Source organism: Marinomonas sp. NPDC078689, from assembly GCF_044542435.1.
Taxonomy (GTDB): Bacteria; Pseudomonadota; Gammaproteobacteria; order Pseudomonadales; family Marinomonadaceae; genus Marinomonas; species Marinomonas arenicola.
In genome coordinates this window covers 284835-310149 of the sequence record NZ_JBITUJ010000004.1, presented here as the reverse complement: position 1 = coordinate 310149, position 25315 = coordinate 284835, and the positions used below count along the sequence as shown (strand labels likewise).

Here is a 25315-nt window from a genome sequence, read left to right as displayed (position 1 = left end):
TGACCAGAGAAGTCGCTTCCCCGTATTAGAAAGAGTGTCTGCTGTTACTGAGCTGTAAGCAAGAGGTTGTGTTCTTGCTTAAGCTGGTCTTCTGACCGTCTATAAAATGGTAATGCTTGAGCCACTTCTTGATAGCGATATCGGGAAGTGGCTTTTTTTGTTTTATAAAAAACGCTACACACAAACAAAAAAAGATAATGTCCCTATCTCGCTCATTTACTTACCTTTTAATAACTCCTTCAGGAGAACGTTCACTTAATAAAAACAAAAGGAATGTAACATGAAGAAACTCATTTCCCTTGGGCTATTGGCGGTCATCTGCTCCGCTAGCCCAGTGATGGCAGCCGGTGAAAAAATTGGCTTGTTGATGTCTGACTTACGTCTTGAACGCTGGCAAAAAGACAGTGACCTCTTTACTCATGCGGCCCAAGCCTTGGGGGCAAAAGTGTATACCCAATCCGCTAATGGGGATGCGAGCACGCAGATTTCTCAAATCGAAAACATGATTTCCCGTGGTGTGGATGTGTTGGTTATCGTCGCAGAAAACGGTGAAGTGCTGGGCAATGTGCTGTCAGAAGCAAAAGCAGAAGGCATTAAAGTACTGGCCTATGACCGCTTGATTAAATTTGCAGACATTGACTTGTATGTGTCATTCGACAATGTGCGAGTCGGAGAAATGCAGGCCGAAGCCTTGATGAAGCGAGTGCCAAAAGGTAACTACTTTTTACTAGGCGGAGCACCAACGGACAATAACGCCAAAATGTTCCGTGAAGGGCAGATGAATGTTTTGAATCCAGCCATTGAACGCGGTGATATCAAGGTCGTGGGCGACCAATGGGCCACCGGCTGGTCAGCCGAAGCCGCACTGAACATTATGGAAAATGGACTGACGGCAAACCAGAATAAAATTGATGCCGTGGTGGCGTCCAATGACTCGACCGCAGGTGGTGCAATTCAAGCGCTGAATGCTCAAGGCTTGGCGGGTAAAGTGGCTATTTCTGGGCAGGACGCTGATTTGGCGGCGATTCGACGCATTGTCGCAGGCAGCCAAACGATGACGGTGTACAAACCCATTTCTAAATTGGCCACCACCAGTGCCGAACTGGCGGTGAAGTTGGCGCGCGGTGAAAAAATCAGCACGAACAGCACGGTAAACAACGCCAAAAAAGAAGTCCCTGCGGTATTGCTAACACCGATTGCTGTGTCTAAAGACAACATTGATAGCACCATTATTGCGGATGGCTTCCATACCCATAAAGAGATATACAACCCTTAAATTATTCACGGTAGGCGCTCGCAAGAGCGCTTTTGCTTTTCATAGAGGTGGCGGTATGAAACAACCCCTATTGGATATGCGCAATATCGTGAAAAGTTTTTCCGGTGTGCGTGCGTTAAACGGAGTCAGTATTACCTTGGGTGACGGCGAGGTGTTGTCACTGTGCGGTGAGAATGGTTCAGGTAAATCGACCTTGATGAAGGTGCTAAGTGGCGTATGGCCTTATGGGTCCTATGACGGTGAGATTTACTTTCAAGGTCAGCAAGTTAAGGCGAGCGGAATTCGAGACACAGAAACCTTAGGCATTGTCATTATTCATCAAGAATTGGCGCTCGTGAAAGAACTGTCTGTCATGGAGAATATTTTCTTAGGCAACGAATTAGGTTCTTTTGCGGGCTTAAATGACGCCATGATGCACAGTCGATCCCGTGAGTTATTAGCGCAAGTAAAGCTTAATATTTCTCCCGATACCTTGGTTCGAGAGTTGGGTGTGGGGCAGCAGCAACTGGTCGAGATTGCGAAAGCGCTGAACAAAAATGTGAAGCTTTTGATTCTTGATGAGCCGACTTCGTCTTTGACCAATAATGAGATTGATATTTTACTGGGCATTGTCAATGGGCTGAAAGAGCAGGGCATTGCCTGCGTGTATATCTCGCACAAATTGGACGAGGTGCTGGCGTTATCAGATTGGGTCGCGGTGATTCGAGATGGTAACCATATCGCCACCAAAGCCGCGGCAACGCTGACTCAAAATGACATCATTAGCATGATGGTCGGGCGTCAATTGGACGAGCTTTTTCCTAGAGAATCCCACCAGATTGGTGAGGTGATTTTACAAGTCAATCACGCGCACGCCATTCAAGCAGGGGCGTCTCGCCCGCAAGTGGATGATGTGAGTTTTGCCCTTCGCAAAGGGGAAATTCTAGGCATTGCTGGTCTTATTGGTTCCGGTCGAACTGAGCTTATGCAGTGCATATATGGTTGTTACGCGGGGCAATATCGGGCCACGCTTGAGCTAGCAGGAAAGCCATTGCAGATACGCTCCCAGCGGGCGGCATTAAAGGCCGGGATCGCCATGGTGCCAGAAGACCGAAAGCGTCATGGCATAGTGCCCATTATGGGTGTGGGGCGCAATATTACCTTGTCGATTCTGGATCGTTATACCTCCCTTTGGGGGGCGATTGATGAAGACACAGAATCCCATGATGTCCATGACTCGATAGCCCGTCTTAAAGTCAAAACCGCCACCTCAGAGCTGGCCATTAAAAACCTCAGTGGTGGTAATCAACAAAAGGCCATTATTGCGCGTTTTCTCTTAACCAATCCCAAAATATTGATCTTGGATGAACCGACCCGAGGCATTGATGTGGGCGCCAAATACGAAATTTATAAGTTGATGTTTGCCCTCGTAAAAGAAGGCGTTTCCATCATTATGGTGTCCTCCGAATTACCAGAAGTGATTGGTATTAGTGATCGAGTATTGGTGATGCATGAAGGCCAATTAAAAGGAGAATTTGGCTATCAGGGGCTAACGCAAGAAAAAATCATGAACTGCGCCATTAACGACACCGCACTTGCTTAAGGAAATATCGAAAATGTTAAAAACAATAAAAACCAATCAATTGCAGCTGTTAGCCATGTTGGCTGCGATGTTTTTGATCGTGGTGTTCTTTTCTTTTGCCACCGATGGCGCGTTTATTTCACCTCGTAATGTGTCCAACTTATTTCGTCAAACCGCCATTGTCGGGGTGCTAGCGATCGGCATGGTGTTTGTCATAATCAGTGCAGAAATCGACCTTTCTGTTGGTTCTATGATGGGCTTGCTTGGTGGCATTGCGGCGATTCTAGATGTTTGGCTTCACTTTCCTATTATGTTGACCGTCTTGATCACCATGGGAGCAGGCTTATTGTTAGGGCTGTTTAATGGCTGGTGGGTGGCGTATCAAAAAGTCCCTTCTTTTATCGTGACCTTGGCGGGGATGCTGGCGTTTCGTGGCATTTTGGTGGGATTGACCGATGGCGCTACGGTGGCGCCTACCTCTGGTGCATTAGGCGTCATTGGCCAGAGTTATGTTCCAACCGGTTGGGGCGTGAGTTTGGTGTTGCTCTTGTGTCTGGGGGTGATTGCTAAGGTGTATCGCCGTCGCCAAGCACAACATAAGCATGGTGTGAGCAACAGTTCGGCCAAATTTGAATACTTAAATGCTGTTATATCGGTGGCTGTGCTGTTGATTTTATTGGCGATATTGGAAGGCTATCGAGGCATTCCGACCCCAATTTTGATCATGGGAGCGCTGATTTTGGTAGCGACTTATGTGGCCAAAAGAACCGCCTTTGGGCGCCGTGTGTACGCCATTGGTGGCAACATCGAAGCCACTAGGATGTCTGGCGTCAACGTGGAAAAAAACAAGATGTTTGTGTTTGGGTTCAATGGCGTGATGGTGGCCGTCGCCGCGTTAATTTTAACTTCTCGCTTGGGCGCTGGGTCGCCTGCCGCCGGTAATATGGCTGAGCTGGACGCGATTGCCGCGTGTGTTATCGGTGGGACTAGCTTAGCGGGCGGTGTCGGTACTGTTTTTGGTGCCATCATGGGGGCCTTGATTATGTCGAGCCTAGACAATGGTATGAGCATGTTGGATGTGCCGACGTTTTGGCAGTTGATCGTCAAAGGAGGCATCTTGCTGTTGGCGGTTTGGTTGGATGTAAAAACCAAAAAAGCTCAGTAATGCGCGCCTTTACCGAGCCATTTGTCGGTGAATTGTGGCGTCAATTCGTGCTTCATCAAAAGGAAATCGTATGTATTTAGGAATCGATCTGGGCACATCTGGTGTAAAAGTTATTTTAATGTCCGAAGAAGGGCAAGTGATCGCCAGTCAAACATCGCCTTTGAGTGTTTCAAGACCGCATCCATTGTGGTCTGAACAAGACCCAGAACATTGGTGGCAAGCCACTGATAAGGCTATGTTAGCGCTTGCTCTGGCGCACGATTTAGGCAGGGTTAAGGCGATAGGTTTGTCTGGGCAAATGCACGGAGCGACCGTATTGGATGCGAAAAATCGTGTATTAAGGCCGGCTATTTTATGGAATGACGGGCGCTCTTTTGACGCTTGCCAGCAATTACAGAGGCAGTGCCCTGAAGTGCAAGCGATTACGGGAAACTTGGTAATGCCTGGTTTTACGGCCCCCAAATTAGTGTGGCTACGGGAGCATGAGCCTGAGGTCTTTCGGCGCATAGCGAAAGTATTATTACCCAAGGATTTTCTCAGATTACGCATGACGAATGAATTTGCCACGGATGTCTCAGATGCGTCAGGCACCTTATGGCTCGACATGGAAGAGCGAGTCTGGAGCGAGCGCATGTTGCACGCAACAGGGCTAACCATGGCACAGATGCCAAAGGTTTATGAGGGCTGCGAGATAACCGGCACGCTCAGCCTTGAGGTTGCACAGCGCTGGTCTTTGCCTTGTGTGCCGGTTGTCGCTGGGGGAGGTGACAATGCGGCGGGCGCAGTGGGTATGGGCGTGATACATAAAGGACAAACCATGTTATCGCTGGGAACATCAGGGGTGATTTTTTCGGTGAGCGATGGTTTTACTGCCAATCCAGACGTTGCCTTACACAGCTTTGGTCACGCCTTGCCCAATACTTGGCATACCATGTCGGTGATTTTAAGTGCTGCCAGTTGTGTCGATTGGGTGGTGCAATTAACGCAATTTGGTAGCGTAAAAGCGGCTTTCCAAGCGCTGGAGAATCGGCCGATACAGCGAAAATTGTCATCGAATCCAGGGGTGGTTTTTTTGCCTTATCTAAGCGGCGAAAGAACGCCCCATAATGACCCTAATGCCAAAGGGGTGTTTTATGGTTTGTCTCATGAAACACAAGCGATTGATTTGCTAGAAGCCGTGTTAGAAGGCGTTTCGTTCGCCTTGCAGGATGGGCTTGATGCGGTGCAATCCGTGCAGCAAATAGAGGCGAGTATCGATGTGATTGGTGGCGGTGCGCGCAGTCATTATTGGTTGCAGTTGCTTGCGACTATTTTGGGGGTTCCTATGGATTATCGAGAAGGCGGAGACGTGGGGCCGGCATTGGGCGCTGCGCGCCTTGCTGCACTTGCGATACATGGGCAGGGCGCATTACAGGGGATTTGCTGTAAACCTAATAGGATCGCTCGATTTGAACCGATAATGAACGATCGAGAGTACTATCAGCAAAAACGTCAACAATATCAGTCCTTGTATCAAGGCGTGAAGGGGTTATCGTCGTTTTCTTGAGAGTGAGACACCCTGTTATTGGTGCTGACTTTGCGGCTGCTGATTATGAATTTTCACCGTGATTTTTCTTTTTTTTCGATCTGGCATTATCTCAATAAAATACCAGTGTATGATAAATATCTATCACTGATACCCATAATAATAAGAGATGAATGTGTATGTTTGAAAAACGTTATCGGCTTAATCTCGTCTTCAACGCCAATAAAGTCTATGACCGTCAAGTGGTTGAAGGCATTGGTGAATATTTACAAGCGGCACAATGTGATTGGGATGTCTATTTGGAGGACGATTTTCGCTCCCGAGTAGAAGGGCTTACTCACTGGGAAGGTGACGGTATCATTGCCGACTTTGATAACCCAGATGTGGAAGCGATTCTGAAAGACTCGACGATTCCGACCGTGGCTGTTGGTGGCTCTTATGCACACAAAACGGATTATCCAAGACTGCCTTATGTCGCCACCGATAACGCCGCCTTAGTCAAACTTGCCTATGATCATCTCAAACAAAAAGGCCTGACAGAATTTGCTTTTTATGGGGTGCCAAGTACCCGCTATAGCCGTTGGGCTGGCGAAAGAGAAAGCGCCTTTGTCGAGCAAGTCCGTTCCGATGGTTATCATCCTTATGTGAATCTTGGCTTACCGACCAGTGCAGCGTCGTGGCAAACCGCGCAACATGATTTAGAAACCTGGTTAAACAGTTTGCCTAAACCCATCGGTATTGTTGCGGTAACGGATTCACGGGCAAGGCATCTATTACAGGCCTGTGATCATCTTAATATTATGGTGCCAGAAGAAATTGCGATTATCGGCATTGATAACGAAAGCATGGCTCGTTATTTGAATCGAACGGCGCTTTCCTCGGTGGAACAGGGCAGTAAAGAGATGGGATACGCCGCTGCTAAAATGCTGCATCGAATGTTACTTGGCTATTCCGTGGAAGACGCTTTGGTTGTTGTCGACCCTGTGGGTGTTGAGGCTAGGCAGTCTTCTGATTACCGAGCATTAAATGACCCCTATGTTATTCAGGCGATGCACTTTATTCGCCATAATGCGTGTCGAGGGGTGAAGGTTGCCCAAGTCGTTGATTATGTGGGCTTATCTCGTACCAACTTAGAAACGCGATTTGTTGAAGAAATCGGTTGCTCAATGCACGAGCAATTGCACATGACGAAATTTTATCGAGCCTGTGAATTAGTTACGTCCACCAATCTTGCCTTTGATGAAATAGCCCGTACTTGCGGCTATCCATCGGTTCAGTATATGTACACAGTGATGCGTAAAAATGTCGGTATGACCCCAAGGGAATATCGTATTTCGTCGCGTCTTGGTAAGGAACAGGGCGGCGAGTTTTAAACACAATAGCGTGCCTTTAGCTAAAGGCGTGATCTGTTGTACTCCCTTAAGAGACATTAAAAAAGCGCCAATTAGGCGCTTTTTTAATGTCAAGATGCCTAACCGCTTTCGCGCGTAAGAGGCATGAAGAATGGGGATTAACGGTAAATGTAGCCGTTAACGATATTTTCTAATCTCTCTTGTCGGCCTGACGTCGGAGTTGGGTTCAGATTGTTACGCAAGGCGTACTCTGCTAAATCTTGAAGTGAGTGTTTGCCCGCTAAAATATCCAAACCTAGAGTGTCATTCCATTGTGCGTACCTTTGCTCTACCAGAGTCGCTAGAGTGGCGTCTTCGATCATTTTAACGGCACGTTCTAGCGATAATGCGAGTGTGTCCATGGCGCCAATATGGGCATGGAACATGTCTTCAAGATCAATGGATTGGCGGCGCAGTTTGGTGTCAAACATATAGCCGCCGGTTTTAAAGCCGCCGGCTTTTAGGATCTCGTACGTTACAAGTGCGTACTCTTCAACACTGCTTGGGAACTGGTCCGTATCCCAACCTAATTGCGCGTCCCCTTGGTTGGCGTCAACAGAGCCTAATATGCCTAGCGAGCAGGCGGTGGCAATTTCATGATGAAAGCTGTGACCTGCTAAGGTGGCATGATTGGCTTCGATGTTTACCTTGATCTCATTCTCTAAACCAAATTCTTTTAAGAAACCATAGACAGTGGCAGTGTCATAGTCGTATTGGTGTTTAGTAGGTTCAGCAGGTTTAGGTTCAATTAAGAGAGTGCCTTCGAAACCTATTTTGTATTTATGTTCGACTACCATCTGCATGAAACGACCAAGCTGTGCGCGTTCGCGTTTTAGATCGGTATTCAGTAGGGTTTCATAGCCTTCACGACCACCCCAAAGAACGTAATTTTCGCCTTTTAGTTTTTTGGTGGCGTTCATTGCGTGAAACACTTGGGTGGCAGCGTAGGTAAATATTTCAGGGTTGGGGTTTGATGCGGCGCCAGACATATAACGTGGATTTGAGAACGCATTGGCGGTTCCCCACAGGAGCTTGACTCCTGTTTCTTCTTGCTTTGCTTCTAGTACATCGACCATTTCAGAGAAGTTACGTATGTACTCTTTAACGGAGCGCCCTTCAGGGCTGACATCCACATCATGAAAGCTATAGTAAGGGATGCCCAGTTTAGTGAAAAACTCAAAAGCCGCATCGGCTTTCATTTTAGCGGCCTCCATTTCGTTTGTCGGTTTGTACCAAGCCCGATCAAAGGTGTTGGCACCAAATACGTCGCTGCCTTGCCAGCAGAAGTTATGCCAATAACACGCAGACATGCGCAAATGTTCTGCCATGGTTTTTCCCATGAGCACCTTGTTGGCATCATAATGTTTGAAGGCGAACGGGTTAGAAGAGTCTTTCCCTTCATATTTAATTGCAGGGATATTTTCAAAATGCTGGCTCATGGTTTACTCCTAACTTGTTATTGTTTTAATGATGCCTTTATCTTTGATGTTTTTTAAAAAGCCAGCAATTACGAAATTTCTTCGTTCCGTTATTGATTTTCCATGCTGAGGTCGTGCGCTGAATAATGCTGGTGAGCGAATGATGGGGAAGAGGGGGCAAAAAATAAAAAGCGCTTACCCTAAGGAAAGCGCTTTTCTAGTGTCAGTGAGGCTGACGTTGGCGTTGTTCTGGGAGTAAAAACGCTTAGCTCACCATTCTATGAGGATCGATAACGAATTTTTTAGCCGCTCCGCCATCAAAATCAGCGTAGCCTTGTGGTGCTTGATCTAAGGAGATCATTTGCACGTTGACGGCTTTAGCGATCTCAACCTTGTCGAATAAGATGGCTTGCATTAGCTGGCGGTGGTATTTCATCACAGGGCATTGGCCGGTGTGAAGAGAGTGAGATTTGGCCCAGCCAAGGCCGAAGCGCATGCTCAGGCTGCCTTGTTGTGCCGCCGCGTCGGCCGCCCCCGGATCTTCTGTGACATACAAGCCAGGTATGCCAATTTGCCCCCCTGCGCGGGTAATTTGCATTGCAGAGTTGAGCACTACGGCGGGCGATTCTTGGTGATGGTTGCAACCACAAGCGTGGGCTTCAAAGCCGACACAATCGACAAACGCATCCACTTCGCGTTCGCCAAGAATGGCTTCAATCTTGTCTTGCATATCGCCTTCTTGTTTTAGATCGATGGTTTCGCAGCCAAAAGAGCGCGCTTGGTTTAACCTGTCTTCTACCATATCGCCAACGATAATACAGGCGGCACCCAGCAGTTTTGCAGAGGCGGCAGCGGCCAATCCTACAGGGCCAGCTCCTGCAATGTAGACAGTCGAACCAGGGCCAACTCCTGCGGTGATACAGCCATGGAATCCGGTTGGGAAAATATCAGATAAGAGTGTTAGATCTTGGATTTTTTCGCGGGCTTGGTCTGCGTTAGGGAACTTTAATAAGTTGAAATCAGCGTAAGGCACCATGACGTAATCGGCTTGCCCACCAACCCAGCCGCCCATGTCTACATAGCCATAAGCCGCGCCCGGGCGCGCTGGGTTCACATTCAAACAAATCCCCGTTTTGCCTTCTTTACAATGGCGGCAGCGGCCACAGGCAATGTTGAATGGAACAGACACCAGATCTCCCACGTGGATGAACTCAACATCTCGGCCGCATTCAATGACTTCACCGGTAATTTCATGGCCTAGAACTAGACCATTGGGCGCGGTCGTGCGGCCACGCACCATGTGTTGGTCACTGCCGCAAATATTTGTCGTGACGACTTTGAGGATAACGCCGTGGTCGCAACGACGTTTGCCAATAGCGAGTTCGGGAAAAGGGATTGCTTCTACTTTGACTGTGCCATTGCCTTGATAGACAACGCCACGGTTTGCATGGTTATTCATGTCGGACATCCTGTGTTTATTGTTATTAGGAACTACATGCTTGTGCATCCATCGACAGAATAGGCTTATTGCTGGATAAAAAGAAACCAAAAGCGACAATAATGGTACTCATTTACACACTTTTATCTAATTTACTCCCATTGGGATTTGTGACCAATCAATGTCTAAAATACCCTTGCTGCAATCCTTCATTCGGGTCTCTTCTCGAGACGTCAGGGCGGCTAAGCTTTCACCTTTAAACCAGGCTGTAATGTAGCTACATTGATCCTTGCTAACGAAATCAGCGTATTGCCAAGCTTCGGTTGTGCCATTAAAAGAGCGTCGGTTAGGCGTCCCCATAATCTTACTCACTTCCGCTTTTCCCATGCCGACTTGTAATGAAAGGGCCTTCTGATTAATTAAGCTACAGCTGCTTATTAGGGTTGCTATGAGAAGCGTCAATATCACGCGCATACTATCTCCAGATTGAATCGAGTTGAGTGCATTATGCCATATCACCTGGGCTGTGTTTCTGTTGATTTAAGGGGGGAATTCGCAAATGTTTAATATTGTAACTAGATGGTTTATATGTGATTTATGGAATGCTTTTTCTACTATAGTTAGCTAAGACTTACACAGGGCCTGTGTGCTCGTTTGTCTGTCGAGTGAGCACCTTCTTTTTTTCTAGACGAAGGTTTTTTTCACAAGCCGCCTCATTATTTAAGGCGATAGGGTGATGATTAGAATGAAGAAATGGAAATTCGCAGATTCGATCAGTAATAAGTGGGTGTTGGCGACATTGCTGGTGGGGTTGTGCCTCACGGCGCTAATCACTGAGCACATCAAATCCAATAATCAACATCGAATTACCAAAGCTGTTCAAGTCGCTTCTGATCAAGCCATCAAAACCGTCAATGAACGTATTAGACTCTATCAATACGGGCTTAGAGGCGCTCGTGGGGCGATTTTAACCGCAGGGGAATATGGTCTTTCTCGCCGTCTTTTTATGCGCTATAGCTTGAGTCGCGACATAGACCAAGAGTTTCCTGGTGCACGAGGGTTTGGTTTTATTCGACGAGTTCAGCCTTCTGACGTTGAGCGTTTCGTGCAAAGAGCGCAGCAAGATGGCTGGTTAGATTTTCACATTAAAGAATTATCGCCCCATTCTGGTGAGCGCTATGTGATTCAATATATTGAACCTGTGGTACGAAATGTTCAGGCTGTTGGCTTGGATATCGCTTCCGAGAAAAACCGTAGAACAGCAGCCAAAGCGGCCATAGATACGGGTAAAGTGCATTTAACCGGCCCGATTACCTTAGTGCAGGCAACGGGCAACCCACTGCAATCTTTTTTGATCCTTATGCCTATTTATAATAGTGGTGCTGCACCTAAGACCTTAAAAGCCCGCCAAGACAGAGCGTATGGTTGGAGTTATGCCCCGTTGTTGATGCAAGAAGTAATGGCTGATTTAGGCTTGAACACTAAGAACGTGCATCTTGAACTATTTGATATAACGGAAGCCGATAACTCTGAGATGTTTTTTGACAGTAATTATAACCAACCTCATGGGCTATATACTCAAAGAAAGAGTTTCCCTATTTATGGCCGTATTTGGGAAAGCCGCTTTTCTGTTTATCCATCGTTTATTGCAAACCTTAACTTACCAAACCCTAGGGATATTTTTGGGGTGGGTGTATTGATCAGCCTTTTAAGCGCCACATTATTAGGTGTTGTCCGAGTAAGCCGACAGCATCGTCAAGAAATTATTTCACAGCAAGCAAAGATTGCAGCCATTGTTGAAAGCTCTTCAGATGGCATAGTTGGCACAACGTTAGACGGTATTATTACCAGTTGGAATAAAGGCGCTGAGAAGATATTTGGCTACAAAAAAAGCGATGTTTTAGGGGATTCTGTCTATCAATTATTGATTCCTGATGATCGTAGTGAACAGGAGAGACAGATATTTGAGAGCATTAAGAAGGGAGAAGACGTTAGCCATTTTGATACGGTAAGGAAAACCAAGAGTGGCAATAAAATACCTGTTTCTGTGGCGATTTCTCCCATTTATGGCGCCAGTGGTTATGTGATTGGTGCGTCTAAATCCGTACGTGATATCTCATTACAAAAGTCCGCTGAAGCGAAAATTCGGGAGTTAAACAATAGCCTCGAAAATCAAGTGAAAGAGCGAACGGCGGCGCTTCAAACGTTAAATCTTATCCTAAATGATGTTCTTAATGCATCGTCTGAAATTGCCATTGTTGCTACGGATTTGGATGGCATGATTACCTTGTTTAACTCTGGTGCTCAACGAATGCTGAAATATTCTAGTGAAGAAGTGATTGGTCAGTTAACACCATTAAGTTTCCATTTTAAAGACGAAATTCTAGCGTTAAAAAAATCATTAGAAAACGACACAAAGACGCCAATAGAGTCAGAACTGGCGACCTTGTTTTACCATGCTATACATAAAAAATCAGACAGTCGGGAGTGGACCTATATAGACAAACAAGGCAAACACCTTGATGTTTCTGTGGTCATTACTCCAATGCATGATGACAAGGGAGTGGTCATCGGTTTCTTAAACATGGCAATCGATATAACCAAGCAGAAAAAGTCAAACGCCAAAATCATCTCGATGCGAGATCAATTATTGATGGCCGCCAATGTGGCGCAACTGGGGATTTGGACATGGAATGTACAAACCGATGAGCTAGATTGGAATGACATGATGTTTCAAATCTATCAGCAGCCAATCACCCTTAAGCGAGAAGGGGTGACTTACCAACATTGGATGGAGCGCCTTCATCTGGAAGACAAAGCTGACTTTGAACAAGCGCTGCAAAGAACCTTGCAGGATGGTGAAGCCTTCGATCAGATGTATCGTATTGTTTTGCCAAATGAAAGTGTTCGATATATCCAAGCGCGAGCACATGTAGAGCTAGATAGGCAAGGCAATGTGACCAGTGTTACAGGCATTAACCGAGACATTACACAAGAGTATGAATTAGAAACTTGGTTACGACGAGCCAAAGAAGAAGCGGATGCCGCTAGTTTAGCTAAGTCAGAGTTCTTAGCTAACATGAGTCATGAAATTCGTACCCCAATGAATGCGGTGCTCGGCATGTTGCAATTGGTTCAGCGAACCGCCCTGGATGTAAAGCAAGCAGATTATATTGCCAAGGCGCATGTCGCTGCGAAGTCGTTATTGGGATTAATCAATGACATTTTGGATTACTCGAAAGTCGACGCCGGCAAGCTCGAAATTGAGCATGCACCATTTTCGTTAACACAGCTAGTTTCAGAGTTGGATACGCTTCTCTCAGGGCTTGCTATGAATACCAAGGTTAAACTCAGTTACGACATTGATAGCAATATACCCGCGTTTTTAGAGGGAGATCATCTGCGTTTATTGCAAGTTCTGACCAATTTATCCAGTAATGCCTTGAAGTTCACCTTGGAAGGGACGGTGGAAGTTTCGATTAAACAGGTCTTCAGTCGCCCTGAGGTTTCACACCTTAAATTCAGTGTAAAAGACACAGGAATAGGGATCGACATGCGTCAGAAGGAAAATATTTTCGAGGTGTTTTCGCAGGCGGAATCTTCCACCGCTCGACGTTTTGGTGGTTCTGGCTTGGGCCTCGTTATTTCTCGTCGTCTAGTGCGTTTGATGGGGGGAGAATTGATGGTCGAAAGTGTATTGGGTGAAGGCAGTCATTTCTATTTCTCGTTGGTGTTACCTGTGGTTGATGAGCAGGAAGTTGCTGTTATTACAGAGCGCCTTGCTGCAACCGCCTCTCTCTCCAGTACGAATCGCTTGCAAGGACTTCGACTTTTAGTGGTGGAAGATAACGCGTTTAACCGTCAAGTCGCAGAGGAACTGCTGCAGGCAGAAGGTGCTGAAGTGACGCTAGCCGAAGGGGGCGAAGAAGGCGTCGCTGCGGTATTAGAGTCTGACCTTTCGGCGTTTGACTTAGTGTTGATGGACATGCAAATGCCGAATGTAGACGGTTTAGAGGCAACCAGAAGAATACGTCGAGACCCGCGGTTTACTCAGCTGCCGATTGTCGCCATGACTGCGAATGTGTCTAAGTCTGATCAAGAAGCCTGTCTGCATGCAGGAATGAATGATCACCTAGGTAAGCCACTCGATATTGATCTGATGATTTGTGTGATCTGTCAGCATGTAGGGCGTTTTAGAAAAGCCGATGTAGAGCCTAGTGCATGTATTGAGTCAGATGCTCATGTGAGTCAGGGCATGATAGAGAACAGAAGAACGGAAGAGGTGGCATCAATCATGGCTCGGTTTGCGAATAACAAAGCGCTTTATGCCAGCTTAAAAGAAAGCTTTTTGCAAGAAACAGGCGTCTTACTAGAAAACCTTGAGCAAGCCATGGCACAGCGCGATAGACAAGTATTATTGAAAACGGCGCATTCTCTGAAGGGGTCAACTGGCACAATGGGGCTTAGCGCTTGTTCAAACACAATGTCTGATATTGAAGCTTTGTTGAAGAGCGCCAAAGATGACAATGTGGTAGACAGTATTCGCTTGGAATGGGATCTGACGCTTTATTTAGAGCAAGTAAAAAAGGACTTAGAAAGTGTATTGTTAGAATTGGGTGTGACGGTATAGGTGGGGAATAAGAAAAGAATCAAAGCTCTTTCGCAGTGTGACGAAAGAGCTTATAGATTCGTTATTAAGCGACGCGGTTTTTAATCACATGGACTACGTTTGTTACCGCCAGAACGGCAAAGCTACCTAGCATGATAGCCAGCGCGGCTAAGTTAAGCGCATCGTCTAAAATAAAGTTTTCCATCGCTGTTCTCCTTGAAAGTGGTGTTCGAGTGCTGAGAGACACTAAACCATGAGGATTGATCGAAATCCACATTTTTTACACAAACACACATATAGAACACACAGTGTAACCAAGCTTATGTGAAAAAATTATTATCAAAGGATGGCGCGGTTAAAATTTCAGGCAAATGCAAAATAAGGTAATCTAAGAAGGCACGTGAAGCAGGGTTCATGCCTTTTCTTTTTGAAAACACAGCGTAGATAACTTGAGCTTTCGTTGTCCACTCAGGCAGTACATGGAGCAGCTTCCCGTTTTCTAAACTGTGCGCGGCCACTGGGTTTGGCAGCAAGCCTAAACCAATGCCTTGAACGGCGGATTCTAATTGCACCCAGCGATTAAAGCAGAACAGTCTAGGATGATGCTTGATAATACAATGACTGCCTTCAGGACCGAATAATTCCCACTTATATTCACTTTCTCGCCGCTCTATCTCGTTGCAGAGAGTTGGCATTCGTACCAATTGATTAGGGTGAGTCGGAGTGCCGTATTGCTCGATAAAACTAGGACTAGCAACCAGAATCATTTTGGTCGTAGCTAATGCTCTTGTGATTAAACCAGGCTCGTTATCAATTGATTTTGTTGAGCGTAGTGCAATATCGATCCCTTCTTCAATCACTTGAACGTGTCGATCTGTGGCGTCAAGAGACACGCAGATTTTAGGATATTGCCGCATAAAATCAGGCAGCAATAGAGATAAATGATGTTGTGCTAAAACGGTGGGGCAACTGACCTTTACTATACCCGATGGCTCGGAGCGTAAAAGCGCCACAGAGTCATACGCAGACTTGCCTTCTGACACCATGTTAATGGCACCTTCGTATAACTGTCGACCCGCTTCAGTGAGGGAAAATTGACGGCTATTACGTTGAATTAATTGCACACCGACTTTTTCTTCAAGCTGAGCCACACGTCGACTTAGCAGTGATTTAGTAATACCTGAAGCGCGTTCTGCTGCGGTGAAACCACGGTTTTCTGCGGTAAGGTAAAAGTAGTAGATGTCATTAAAATCCATGTTTTACCTGATAAAAAAGAAGTTAATTAAGTCGTTTTTGAATGAGCATAATCACAAAACCAATGATGCCAACAAAAAACAGCAAAGTGAAATAATCAATCCCAGCTAACAATATAGATTGTTCATTGAGTAAACTTTCGATCCAGCTAAAGGCCATTTTTTGCGCCACCGCTGAATCCGTGTGCTTGGCATATTGGTCAGCGACTTGCGCTAAGGTTTTTTGGTAAATGGGGTTGTGGCTGGTAACGCGATCATTGAGCAAATCATAATGAACGGTGGTGCGCCATTGTAACCCAATACTGGCCAGCGCAACCCCCATAGATTGGCCGATTTGGGAGATCATATTTTTAAATTGTTGGCCGTGTGAAAACATCACTTCATTGTTTTCTAATTCGCCAAATGTTTTCGCAGCGGCAGTTGCTTGCAGAAAAATGCCGAACACACCGTATAGCACAATACATGGCAGGATATAGGTTTGAATGTCTGTGCTAGAAGATAGGCGTGACATCAGGTAGCCGTATGCACAGATACAGGAAAAACCAATGAGGAAGTACTTTTTGCCATTGGGGCTTTTAGGAAGGCATTTTAACTGAACCCAGGCGCCAATCACCATGGATGTTAACCCTAGGCTATACCAAGTGCCAACAGTGCCCCAACCAAAGCCTAATCCTTTTTCCAATACCTGAGGCAAAAAATAGCTATTAGATCCCATGATTAAGTAGCAAAGAAAAAATACTAATATGCCAGAACGAAATCTCTTATTATCCAGTAGCGGCTTCATAGAAAGCAGCGGTGCTGCATGCTGGTGGCGTATCATGCTACGAAAAAAATAATAAATACTGGTTAACCCCAAGAGTAAAATGACGCTGACTAGGATGGTGTTGCTGTAAAACTCATAGCTTCCTGAGTCTAATGCGTAGAGGGTTAAAAATGAGCCAGTGGCAAGTGCCATCAAAAAATAAGGGTGAGATTGGCTACGCAGTGCTTCTTTAGGGGGAATGCCAGGAAGGCAAAATGATGCACTCGCAGCCGCTAAAATACAGAGCCCCATTAGAACAAGAAACAGATAATTCCAAGAAGCGTAAATAAACAAACAGGCTGACAGAAAAGGCGACAGCGCCATCCCAATGGTTAAGCCATAGACATAGCCTTTTAAGCCTTTAAAGCGTAAAGGGCCTGCAGGAAACAGAGTGATCATAGTGCGAGCGCCACTCATAAAGGCCGCACCCCCAATTCCCATAATGATATGTCCAATCAAGAACTGACTAAAATTTCGGCTACTAAAGCAGACGCTACAACCCAGAAAAAAGATGAGGATTGAAGTTAATATGTAACGCTTCCATCCCATTCTCTCAACTAACCAGCGTTGTTTGGAAATAGTCACAATCGCCACCGCAGCATAAGCTGCAGACGTTAGACTGTACTCTTGAGGTGATACCCCTAACTCTCCCATCAGAGGAGATGCCGCAAAGGCGATCATTCCCACTTGCAAGAAGTTAATGATCATAAGCAGAAAAATAGTCGTAACCATTAACCACTCATGGGACAAATCGGGCACGTATCTGTGCTGAGCAATGCGTCTAATCATGGTTAAACGTTGTCTTTAATGATCTTTTGGATAATAGCGTCGACTTCCTTATCGTTATGATCAAAGATATTCGTACGCCATGGTTGGGGGTTACCAGAAAGCGTACCTAATGCTGGCTTACCAGCATTTTCTGTATTGACGTCCACATGCATTGAAAGCCCAGGCCGAAGTGGGTGTTGTTCAAGCTCTGTTTCGTTTAATACGATTCTGACAGGAACGCGCTGTACAACCTTTATCCAATTTCCCGTTGCATTAGATGATGGCAGTAAGGAAAAGGCGCTCCCCGTTCCGGGCTCAATGCCCAGTACTTTTCCATGGTAGACAACATGGGAACCATAGACATCCGACTGTAGAATGACATCTTGACCTGCGTGAATATTCCCAATTTGAGTTTCTTTGAAGTTCGCGGTAACCCAAACGCCTTTGAGCGGGATGACCGACATTAAATTGCTACCTGCGCTAACGTACTGACCAACTTGCACGCTACGTTGTGCGATATAACCCTCTACTGGTGCGAGGATTTTTGTTCTGTGTAAGGTAAGCCATGCGGTACGTAATGCAGACTCCGCCTTTAATACATCAGGGTGAGTGAGTACCGTGGTGTTGTCTACTTGTGTTTTGCCTGCATCATACGCTTTTAGCGCAGCGTGATAGGAGGCTTTAGCACTGGTAAAGGTGCTTTTATAGTGGCTTAAATCTTCGGCAGAAATAAGATTGTCTTTGCGCAGTTGAATGCGGCGCTGGTAATCATGTTTAGCCTTGTCCAAGGCTTCATAAGCAACATCGACATTGGCTTTTTCTTCTTCTAATGTGGCAAATTCATTACGCACCATACGGATGGTGCTGGCAAGATTTGCTTGCGACTGCTGCAGCGTTAATTGGGCATCCAGTGGATTGATCTGGACTAGGGTGTCGGCTTGATGTACTTGGCGGGTATTGTCCGCCATGATATCTGTGACAGTCCCGGATACTTGAGACATCACGCTAACGATATCTCCAGCAACATAAGCATCTTCTGTTGTTTCGTGAAATTGGCCTAGTAATGACCACCAAAAATATAGCCCGACACCGCTTATTATGCTCAAAAAGGATAATAGAACGAGTGTATTTTTCTTTTTAAGGGTGTGTTTTTCGATCTTGGTCATGCGCTCTTTGTGCTCGTGGAATATAGTCTAGAAGAGGGTAAGGGCGCCTAGAGTAAAAGGATTGGTTGGGGAGGGCAATCTCGAAAAATGAGATTCAAAATCTCACAAATAGGACAATTCTTTTTGTCTCTTTATTCCTTATTTTTTGCGATAAGTCATTGGTTTAAAAGCTATTTTAGGGTTAAAAAATAGAAATATGGCAGAAATAAGAATAAGAAAAAATATAGAATGTATTGTATATAAAACAAACACCTGTTTTTTAACGCAGAAAAACGGCCATCTTAGCGCTCTTGCTAGTTGCTAAGATGGTGGGCTAAAAGGCTTTCAATCATTCTTTTTAGATCATTGAGAGTGCGCTTTGCGCGGTTTTCATTTTGGTTAACAACCACGAGAAAAGTACTGTGTGTCACTTCAAGGTAGAGGCGGGCAATACGCTCTCTTTCACGAATATGGCGTTGTAGACCAATGCGCTTGAAAACTTCAGACATCTGGTTAATAACAAGCTCGTCGTGCTTTTCATCCAGCTCACGCAGCTCCTTAACGGAAAACATGGCTTGCACTAGCGTTAAAATAGCTTTTTGTTTTTTATAGGTTTTTAGATGAATAGCCAAAATTTTATCGATTAAGTCATCGACTTCTAATTCTTCTAGGGGCCATTTCTGTACCTCATTAAACACGGTATCTATGCTTTCTAACCAACGGCTGCCCATAGCGTACAAGATGGCGTATTTGTTGGGGAAATAGTGGTACAAAGAGCCAATAGAAATGCCCACTTCTTTGGCAATGATAATGGTATTGAGGTCATCTAAGCCGACTCGCTCTAATAGTTCGCCGGTCACATCAATAATCTGTTTTGAGCGACGAATAGAACGGCTTTGTACTGGCTCATTGCGTGGCGCTAGATCTTGCTTTTGGCTGTCTTCTAGAGTCACTTTTGGTGTTTTGCTTTTGTTCGGCATTGTTAGACCTTTATGGGTGCAGGGCGGCGCTATTGTACCTTAGTCATAAGGTTAGGATAAGCGGTCTCGTAATGAGTAATACAACATGCCTGCGACAAGCCCAGGCCAGCGCAACAAGGTACCACCAGGGAAATTAGCGCTTGGAATTTGTGAGAAAACATCAAATCGTTCGGCGGTGCCACTGACGGCTTCGGCCATGAGTTTGCCGCCTAATGTCGCCAGTGCGACGCCATGACCTGAATATCCCTGGGCTAAAAATACATTTTTTTCTTGGTGACCAAAGTAAGGCATGCGATTGAGTGTGATCGCGAGCGTCCCTCCCCAACTAAAGTCGATATTGGCTTTTTTTAGCTCGGGATAAATCTCGATCATGTGTTTTTGCACAAACGCCCCTATGTCTTTTGGAAAGCGAGCGCTGTAGTTCTCACCACCGCCCCATAGCATGCGTTTGTCGGCAGAAAGTCGGAAGTAATTAATCACAAACTTTGAATCGGCGACGGCCACGTCTTGTGGGTTAATTCGGTTATAGACTTCTTCAGGTAAAGGCTCGGTAGCTAGGATGAAGTTATTGATTGGCATCATCTTTTTGGCTGCATTTGGGTTTAGATTGCCAAGATAACCATTGCAGGCAAATAAAAGGTATTTTGCTCTTACCGTGCCTTTTGCGGTGCGCACAGAGGGATTATCCCCCGCTTGGTAGTCAATAACCTTGGTTCTTTCGTAGAGATTCGCCCCTTTGCTTTTAGCGGCTTTGGCCAGACCTAGCGCGTAATTTAAAGGGTGGAGGTGGCCACCGTCTTGATAATACTCACCACCGTGGAAATGGGTCGTTCCCAGTTTTTCGGCGACGGACTGGGCATCTAAATAGTCAATTTTATCGTAACCCAATACGTTTCTTTTGTAGTCGACGGCGTCTTTAATGTCTTTTACATGGGAGGCTTTGGACGCCACGTGTAAAACCCCCGATTTATAGTCACAATCTATATCGTGCTCTTTGATCAGCGACTTTACTAAGTCGACCGACTCAACGGACAAATGCCACAATATGTCCGCCGTGTCTTGACCGGCTTTCTTTTTCAACTCGGCATGGCTCATATTATGGCCTTGGCAAATTTGACCGCCATTTCGGCCTGATGCCCCAGAGCCGATCACATGCGCTTCTAGTAAGGTAACACGAAAGCCTTTTTCGGATAGGTGAAGGGCGGCCGACAATCCTGTGTAGCCACCACCTATGATACAAACATCGGTGTCAGTATCGCCGCCTAATGATGGAAAACTCAGGGTTTGATTCGCTGTGTTAGCGTAATATGACGCTTCAAAACCGTGGTTTTTCATAACCTATCCTTAATACTGGTAACAGTAGTTGTCTTAATTTGTTAAATAAAATGACATGCAGAGGAATCTAATTAAAACCGAATAATAATTCAATTAAAAAAACCATATTTAGGAGTATATAGACTTTTTATTAAATTTTTGTTGATTTTTAAGTGATCATTAAATAGGGTTTAAACCGAGTGATGATTCGGTTTTTGGTTTATGAATTGATCATATAAAGGAAAGAAAGACTCTGACGACCTTTTGGGTTGTGATCGCTAAGCACATAGAGAAGGGCGTACAGAGTTTTTTTATTGGAAATTTCACAGTTAATTTTTACAAAAGGTGATGTATGGGTGTCCTAGAGGATTTCCTTAAAGCAAATTCCATTACAGAAATAGAGTCTACGCTACCGGATATGACGGGCAATGCTCGTGGCAAGTTTTACCCAACGCGTAAGTTTTTATCTGAAGAAGAAGGGCGTTTGCCTGAAACGGTTCTCGTGCAAAGTGTGACGGGAGATTGGGCGTCTAACCACTATGATATTGTCGATGCCCGTGACCGAGACATGATACTGGTTCCCGATACAAATACCTTACGGATTGTTCCTTGGGCCGATGAACCGACGGCTCAAGTGATTAATGACTGTTTTGATACAGAGGGCAACCCTCATCCATTGGCGAGCCGAACTATTTTACGACACGTATTGGCCTTATTTGAAAAAGAAGGCTTACGACCTGTTATTGCGCCAGAAATGGAATTTTATCTGATCCAGAAAAACAACGATCCTGATTATGAGCTAAAACCGGCTGCTGGTCGTTCTGGTCGTCGAGAAACAGCGCGTCGCTCTTACAGCATCGATGCCGCGAATGAGTTCAATCCTGTTATCGATACCTTATATGCCTACTGTGAAGCACAGAATCTTGATGTGGATACCTTGATTCATGAATCCGGCGCGGCACAGATGGAAATCAACTTTCTTCACGGTGACCCGCTGGATCTAGCGGATCAGGTTTTTGTCTTCAAGCGGACAATGCGTGAGACGGCGATTAAACATGATATACACGCCACCTTTATGGCGAAGCCAATGCAAAATGAGCCTGGCAGCGCCATGCACATTCACCAAAGTCTTATTGATATTAAAACCGGTAAAAATATCTTTAATGACAATGGTAAATACAGCGAATCCTTCTATAACTACTTAGGCGGATTGCAAAAATACACGCCAAATGCGATCAGCTTTTTTGCTCCCAATGTCAATTCATACCGTCGTTTTGCACCAGAAATGGCCGCTCCTGTGAATATGAAATGGGGAGTTGATGATAGAACCGCAGGCTTGCGTATACCGGTATCGTCGCCAGAGGCGTTCCGCATAGAAAACCGTTTCCCGGGCTCAGATTGCAACCCTTACTTAGCCATTGCGACGAGTTTGGCGTGTGGTTATTTAGGAATAAAAGAAAAGCTTCGTCCGACAGAACCGTCTGGTGAAGAGGCGGCCATCGAAATCGAAGAAATTGAGTTGGCACGAACCCTAGAAGAGGCCTTGCGTCTATTAGAGGATTGCCCTGAGATTTGTAACATCATGGGACAGCAATTCGTTGATGCCTACATAGGGGTGAAACGTACTGAGTTTGAAACCTTCAATAAAGTGATCAGTTCTTGGGAACGAGAGCATTTACTATTGAATGTGTAATTGTCATTTAGGGTTGCATTAGTACTTTGTTATTAATGCAAACACCACAAGCATGTGAGAGAAAAGACAAATAAATCTACCACCACTAAGTGAGGCACATAGGTATGAAAAGCGCTTTATCCCATTCGTTTAAACGTATGATATCACCACTGGCCGTTATGGCGGCGGTGGCAACACCAATAACAGGTTTGGCTGAAGAAGAACTTAAGTTTTTCAACTGGTCTGATTACATTGGCGAACATACGATTGAGAACTTTGAGAAGCAAACTGGCATCAATGTGGTGGCGGATGTGTTTGATAGCAACGAAGTGCTGGAAGCTAAATTGCTAGCAGGCAGCTCTGGCTATGATGTGGTCGTGCCAACGGCGTCCTTTATGGGGCGTCAGATTCAAGCCGGTGCATTTCAAAAGCTAGACAAGTCTAAATTGCCTAATTTGAAAAACATCGATCCAGAGCTACTGTCTTATTTGCAAAATGCCGATCCGGGCAACCAATATGGCGTGCCGTATTTATGGGGCACTACTGGCATTGGTTACAACAAGAAAAAAGTCGAAGAAGTTCTCGGTAAGGACGCGCCTGTAGACAGTTGGGATCTGGTGTTCAAACCAGAAAACATGAAGAAACTTCAGCAGTGTGGCGTCATGTTCTTAGATTCACCAGATGAGCTTTACCCGCTTGCGCTGAACTACCTAGGCATGGACCCGAATTCTCGTAACCCGAAAGACTACGCCCTAGACAGCGCGCCAGTGAAGTTACTTGATTCGGTTCGCCCTTACGTTAGCCAATTCCACTCTTCTGCTTATATTAGTGCTCTAGCAAACGGTGATATCTGTGTGGCGATTGGTTGGTCTGGCGATGTGATCCAAGCACAAGACCGTGCCGCTGAAGCGGACAATGGGGTTGAGGTTAGTTACAGCATTCCCAAAGAAGGCACGCAAATTTGGTTTGATATGTTAGGCATTCCAAAAGGCGCTAAAAATATGGATGCGGCGTTGGCATTCATTAACTATCTAATGGAGCCAGAAGTGATTGCAGAAGTGACTAACTATGTGGCTTATGCGAATCCGAACATGAAGGCGACTGCTTTGCAGGATCAAGACATCTCTAATAATCCGAGTATTTACCCTTCTGCAGAGGTGAAAAAGCGTTTGTTCACCCAGAAACTGCGAGGACCTAAAATTGATCGTCTTATGACCCGCATCTGGATGCATGTAAAAACCGGCCAATAGACATCAGCAAGACACCACGACTTGCACTGAAGCGAGTAGGTGATCATAACGAAAGCCCAGTAAGCAATTACTGGGCTTTTTAATTCACTGAATAAGCTTAACCTTTGTGTTCAATCTTCTATATAGCAAACTTATGGCGTACTATACCGAGCCTCGCCACTTGGTTGAGATTTGACTGTCATTATTGGCCATGTCGTGCGCTGGCCCCTTCACTCAATAATGACAGAATGTGTTCCAACAATACGTTTCCATAAAATATGCCTACGTTTTAATAGGAGTGTTTGCCGCACATGATTCGGCCTCTATTAGTCCTTAGATTATTGACTATGCCTTGTTTATGGATGGGTTTGGTGCAGTTAGTGTTTGGTGAGTTGTCTTTTATGCTGTTTAAAGACAATGTAGCAAGTAACTTTGCCATGCCTGCGTCTATTACTTTAGGCGTTTCTTTGGTGTTGTTGATCGCCTTCAAAAAATACCAGTTACCCTCTGTTTCAACCCGCGAAGCCATGCTGTTTGCCAGCTTAACCTGGTTGGCTGTCGGCGTGCTGGGTGCCATTCCCATTGTTACGATTGCCCACGTCACCTTTACCGATGGGGTGTTTGAATCCATTAGTGCGTTGACGACAACAGGCGCCACAGTGCTGTCTGGTCTTGATGACATGCCGCGTACTTTTTTGATGTACCGGCAGTTTTTACAATGGATGGGTGGCTTAGGTGTGGTTATTTTTGTGGTGGCGATTCTGCCAATGCTTAACATTGGCGGCATGCGACTGTTAAAAGCAGAAACACCTGGGCCGATTAAAGACGAAAAACTGTCACCTAGGGTCGCCAGTACAACGCATTATCTTTGGCTTGTCTATCTGACCATTACCGCCTTGTGCGCCATCTGTTATTACCTAGCAGGGATGTCGGTTTTTGACGCCATAGGTCATAGCTTTTCAACCGTATCAACGGGAGGCTTCTCTACCCATGATGCCAGTATGGGGTATTTTCATAGCAGTTTATTGTTGTGGATTTGCAACGTCTTTATGCTGCTTGGGGCCACTAACTTTGCATTACACTACCGTGTTTATTTAGCGAAGAACATCAAGCTTTACTGGCGTGATGAAGAAATGAAAGCCTTTTTAATGATCGTCTTTGTGATTTCTTGTTTGCTGGCTTTTTATCTTTACCAAAAAGGCGCTAATGCGACCTTTAGCGGCGCTTTCACGGAATCCTTTTTCCATATTATTTCATTCATCACCAGTACCGGATTTGCAGCAACCGATTTAAGTGCATGGCCTGCTGTGACGGCTGTGGTATTGATTTTTGTTGGTTATATTGGGGGGTGCGCTGGGTCAACGGCAGGAGGGAATAAAGTCATTCGGAATATTATTTCCTTGAAGTCTGTCGGCTTGGAGCTGAAGCGGCTGGTACACCCTAATGGCGTGTTTGCGATGAAGTTTCAAGGACGCACGATTGGCGCGGATGTGCGCCATTCGGTGATGGGCTTTATGTGTCTGGCTGCTCTGACCACCATGGTCTTTACGGTTTTATTGATGACGACAGGGCTGAGCTTTGTGGCTGCGCTCAGTGCAACCGCAGCGTGTTTGAATGTGCTGGGGCCTGGCTTTGCAGAGCTTGGCAGCAGTTTCGCGCCTCTTACCGATACAGGAACATGGATGATGAGCTTTGCGATGATCCTAGGGCGCTTGGAGTACTTTACCGTGCTGGTGCTGTTCTTCCCCGTCCTTTGGCGTCATTAGTAT

At 45.6% G+C, this 25315-nt stretch carries 17 protein-coding genes; 9 read left to right on the top strand and 8 right to left on the bottom strand.

Annotated elements, in window-relative coordinates:
• Positions 1-280: 280 nt before the first annotated feature.
• The 5 genes from xylF to ACIGBN_RS09790 all read left to right on the top strand — a co-directional run bounded on the left by xylF (position 281) and on the right by ACIGBN_RS09790 (position 6900).
• Positions 281-1276: a D-xylose ABC transporter substrate-binding protein gene (xylF, locus tag ACIGBN_RS09810; protein ID WP_133001511.1), complete on the top strand. Its 996-nt coding sequence runs from the start codon at positions 281-283 to the stop codon at positions 1274-1276.
• A gap of 55 nt (positions 1277-1331) precedes the next feature.
• The gene (locus tag ACIGBN_RS09805) at positions 1332-2858 is read left to right on the top strand and encodes a xylose ABC transporter ATP-binding protein (protein ID WP_396665145.1); all 1527 of its coding nucleotides are present in this window, start codon (positions 1332-1334) and stop codon (positions 2856-2858) included.
• A 13-nt stretch (positions 2859-2871) separates the two neighbouring features.
• Positions 2872-4002, top strand: coding sequence for a sugar ABC transporter permease (locus ACIGBN_RS09800; RefSeq protein WP_133001509.1), 1131 nt, complete (start codon positions 2872-2874; stop codon positions 4000-4002).
• A 70-nt stretch (positions 4003-4072) separates the two neighbouring features.
• Positions 4073-5548, top strand: a complete 1476-nt coding sequence (gene xylB, locus ACIGBN_RS09795) for a xylulokinase (protein WP_396665143.1) — start codon at positions 4073-4075, stop codon at positions 5546-5548.
• A 158-nt stretch (positions 5549-5706) separates the two neighbouring features.
• Positions 5707-6900, top strand: a complete 1194-nt coding sequence (locus ACIGBN_RS09790) for a XylR family transcriptional regulator (RefSeq protein ID WP_396665141.1) — start codon at positions 5707-5709, stop codon at positions 6898-6900.
• Positions 6901-7037: 137 nt separating this feature from the next.
• Here the strand turns inward: ACIGBN_RS09790 and xylA are convergent, their stop codons facing one another.
• The 3 genes from xylA to ACIGBN_RS09775 form a co-directional block, all read right to left on the bottom strand.
• Positions 7038-8357 (bottom strand): xylose isomerase, encoded by a 1320-nt coding sequence (xylA, locus tag ACIGBN_RS09785; protein ID WP_396665139.1) that lies wholly within the window; start codon positions 8355-8357, stop codon positions 7038-7040.
• A gap of 244 nt (positions 8358-8601) precedes the next feature.
• Positions 8602-9795 (bottom strand): formaldehyde dehydrogenase, glutathione-independent, encoded by a 1194-nt coding sequence (gene fdhA, locus ACIGBN_RS09780; RefSeq protein ID WP_133001505.1) that lies wholly within the window; start codon positions 9793-9795, stop codon positions 8602-8604.
• A 126-nt stretch (positions 9796-9921) separates the two neighbouring features.
• A complete protein-coding gene (locus ACIGBN_RS09775) occupies positions 9922-10248 on the bottom strand; it encodes a hypothetical protein (RefSeq protein ID WP_133001504.1) in 327 nt (108 codons plus the stop codon).
• Between the two features lie 262 nt (positions 10249-10510).
• Here ACIGBN_RS09775 and ACIGBN_RS09770 point away from each other — a divergent pair, with 262 nt between their 5' ends.
• Positions 10511-14404 (top strand): CHASE domain-containing protein, encoded by a 3894-nt coding sequence (locus ACIGBN_RS09770; RefSeq protein WP_396665136.1) that lies wholly within the window; start codon positions 10511-10513, stop codon positions 14402-14404.
• A 299-nt stretch (positions 14405-14703) separates the two neighbouring features.
• Here ACIGBN_RS09770 and ACIGBN_RS09765 read toward each other — a convergent pair whose 3' ends face one another.
• The 5 genes from ACIGBN_RS09765 to ACIGBN_RS09745 form a co-directional block, all read right to left on the bottom strand.
• Positions 14704-15639, bottom strand: coding sequence for a LysR substrate-binding domain-containing protein (locus tag ACIGBN_RS09765; protein WP_396665134.1), 936 nt, complete (start codon positions 15637-15639; stop codon positions 14704-14706).
• A gap of 22 nt (positions 15640-15661) precedes the next feature.
• The gene (locus tag ACIGBN_RS09760; protein WP_396665132.1) at positions 15662-17227 is read right to left on the bottom strand and encodes an MFS transporter; all 1566 of its coding nucleotides are present in this window, start codon (positions 17225-17227) and stop codon (positions 15662-15664) included.
• A 2-nt stretch (positions 17228-17229) separates the two neighbouring features.
• Entirely contained in the window at positions 17230-18207 is a 978-nt protein-coding gene (locus ACIGBN_RS09755) for an HlyD family efflux transporter periplasmic adaptor subunit (protein WP_396665130.1), read from the bottom strand.
• A 458-nt stretch (positions 18208-18665) separates the two neighbouring features.
• Entirely contained in the window at positions 18666-19331 is a 666-nt protein-coding gene (locus tag ACIGBN_RS09750; protein ID WP_396665128.1) for a TetR/AcrR family transcriptional regulator, read from the bottom strand.
• Between the two features lie 51 nt (positions 19332-19382).
• Positions 19383-20666 carry an NAD(P)/FAD-dependent oxidoreductase gene (locus ACIGBN_RS09745; RefSeq protein ID WP_396665126.1) on the bottom strand — a complete coding sequence of 428 codons (1284 nt, stop codon included), beginning with the start codon at positions 20664-20666 and terminating at the stop codon, positions 19383-19385.
• A gap of 331 nt (positions 20667-20997) precedes the next feature.
• Between ACIGBN_RS09745 and ACIGBN_RS09740 the strand changes: the two genes are divergently transcribed.
• The 3 genes from ACIGBN_RS09740 (at position 20998) to ACIGBN_RS09730 (ending at position 25312) form a co-directional block, all read left to right on the top strand.
• Positions 20998-22338 (top strand): glutamine synthetase family protein, encoded by a 1341-nt coding sequence (locus ACIGBN_RS09740; RefSeq protein WP_133001498.1) that lies wholly within the window; start codon positions 20998-21000, stop codon positions 22336-22338.
• 104 nt (positions 22339-22442) lie between these two features.
• Positions 22443-23567: an extracellular solute-binding protein gene (locus ACIGBN_RS09735; protein ID WP_396665124.1), complete on the top strand. Its 1125-nt coding sequence runs from the start codon at positions 22443-22445 to the stop codon at positions 23565-23567.
• Between the two features lie 290 nt (positions 23568-23857).
• Positions 23858-25312, top strand: a complete 1455-nt coding sequence (locus tag ACIGBN_RS09730) for a TrkH family potassium uptake protein (protein WP_133001497.1) — start codon at positions 23858-23860, stop codon at positions 25310-25312.
• The last annotated feature ends 3 nt before the right edge of the window (positions 25313-25315 follow it).

Bases quoted from the DNA above. Each gene is read 5' to 3' on its own strand.
- xylF (WP_133001511.1), top strand. From the start codon at position 281: ATGAAGAAACTCATTTCCCTTGGGCTATTGGCGGTCATCTGCTCCGCT.
- ACIGBN_RS09805 (WP_396665145.1), top strand. From the start codon at position 1,332: ATGAAACAACCCCTATTGGATATGCGCAATATCGTGAAAAGTTTTTCC.
- ACIGBN_RS09800 (WP_133001509.1), top strand. From the start codon at position 2,872: ATGTTAAAAACAATAAAAACCAATCAATTGCAGCTGTTAGCCATGTTG.
- xylB (WP_396665143.1), top strand. From the start codon at position 4,073: ATGTATTTAGGAATCGATCTGGGCACATCTGGTGTAAAAGTTATTTTA.
- ACIGBN_RS09790 (WP_396665141.1), top strand. From the start codon at position 5,707: ATGTTTGAAAAACGTTATCGGCTTAATCTCGTCTTCAACGCCAATAAA.
- xylA (WP_396665139.1), bottom strand. From the start codon at position 8,357: ATGAGCCAGCATTTTGAAAATATCCCTGCAATTAAATATGAAGGGAAA.
- fdhA (WP_133001505.1), bottom strand. From the start codon at position 9,795: ATGAATAACCATGCAAACCGTGGCGTTGTCTATCAAGGCAATGGCACA.
- ACIGBN_RS09775 (WP_133001504.1), bottom strand. From the start codon at position 10,248: ATGCGCGTGATATTGACGCTTCTCATAGCAACCCTAATAAGCAGCTGT.
- ACIGBN_RS09770 (WP_396665136.1), top strand. From the start codon at position 10,511: ATGATTAGAATGAAGAAATGGAAATTCGCAGATTCGATCAGTAATAAG.
- ACIGBN_RS09765 (WP_396665134.1), bottom strand. From the start codon at position 15,639: ATGGATTTTAATGACATCTACTACTTTTACCTTACCGCAGAAAACCGT.
- ACIGBN_RS09760 (WP_396665132.1), bottom strand. From the start codon at position 17,227: ATGATTAGACGCATTGCTCAGCACAGATACGTGCCCGATTTGTCCCAT.
- ACIGBN_RS09755 (WP_396665130.1), bottom strand. From the start codon at position 18,207: ATGTCTCAAGTATCCGGGACTGTCACAGATATCATGGCGGACAATACC.
- ACIGBN_RS09750 (WP_396665128.1), bottom strand. From the start codon at position 19,331: ATGCCGAACAAAAGCAAAACACCAAAAGTGACTCTAGAAGACAGCCAA.
- ACIGBN_RS09745 (WP_396665126.1), bottom strand. From the start codon at position 20,666: ATGAAAAACCACGGTTTTGAAGCGTCATATTACGCTAACACAGCGAAT.
- ACIGBN_RS09740 (WP_133001498.1), top strand. From the start codon at position 20,998: ATGGGTGTCCTAGAGGATTTCCTTAAAGCAAATTCCATTACAGAAATA.
- ACIGBN_RS09735 (WP_396665124.1), top strand. From the start codon at position 22,443: ATGAAAAGCGCTTTATCCCATTCGTTTAAACGTATGATATCACCACTG.
- ACIGBN_RS09730 (WP_133001497.1), top strand. From the start codon at position 23,858: ATGATTCGGCCTCTATTAGTCCTTAGATTATTGACTATGCCTTGTTTA.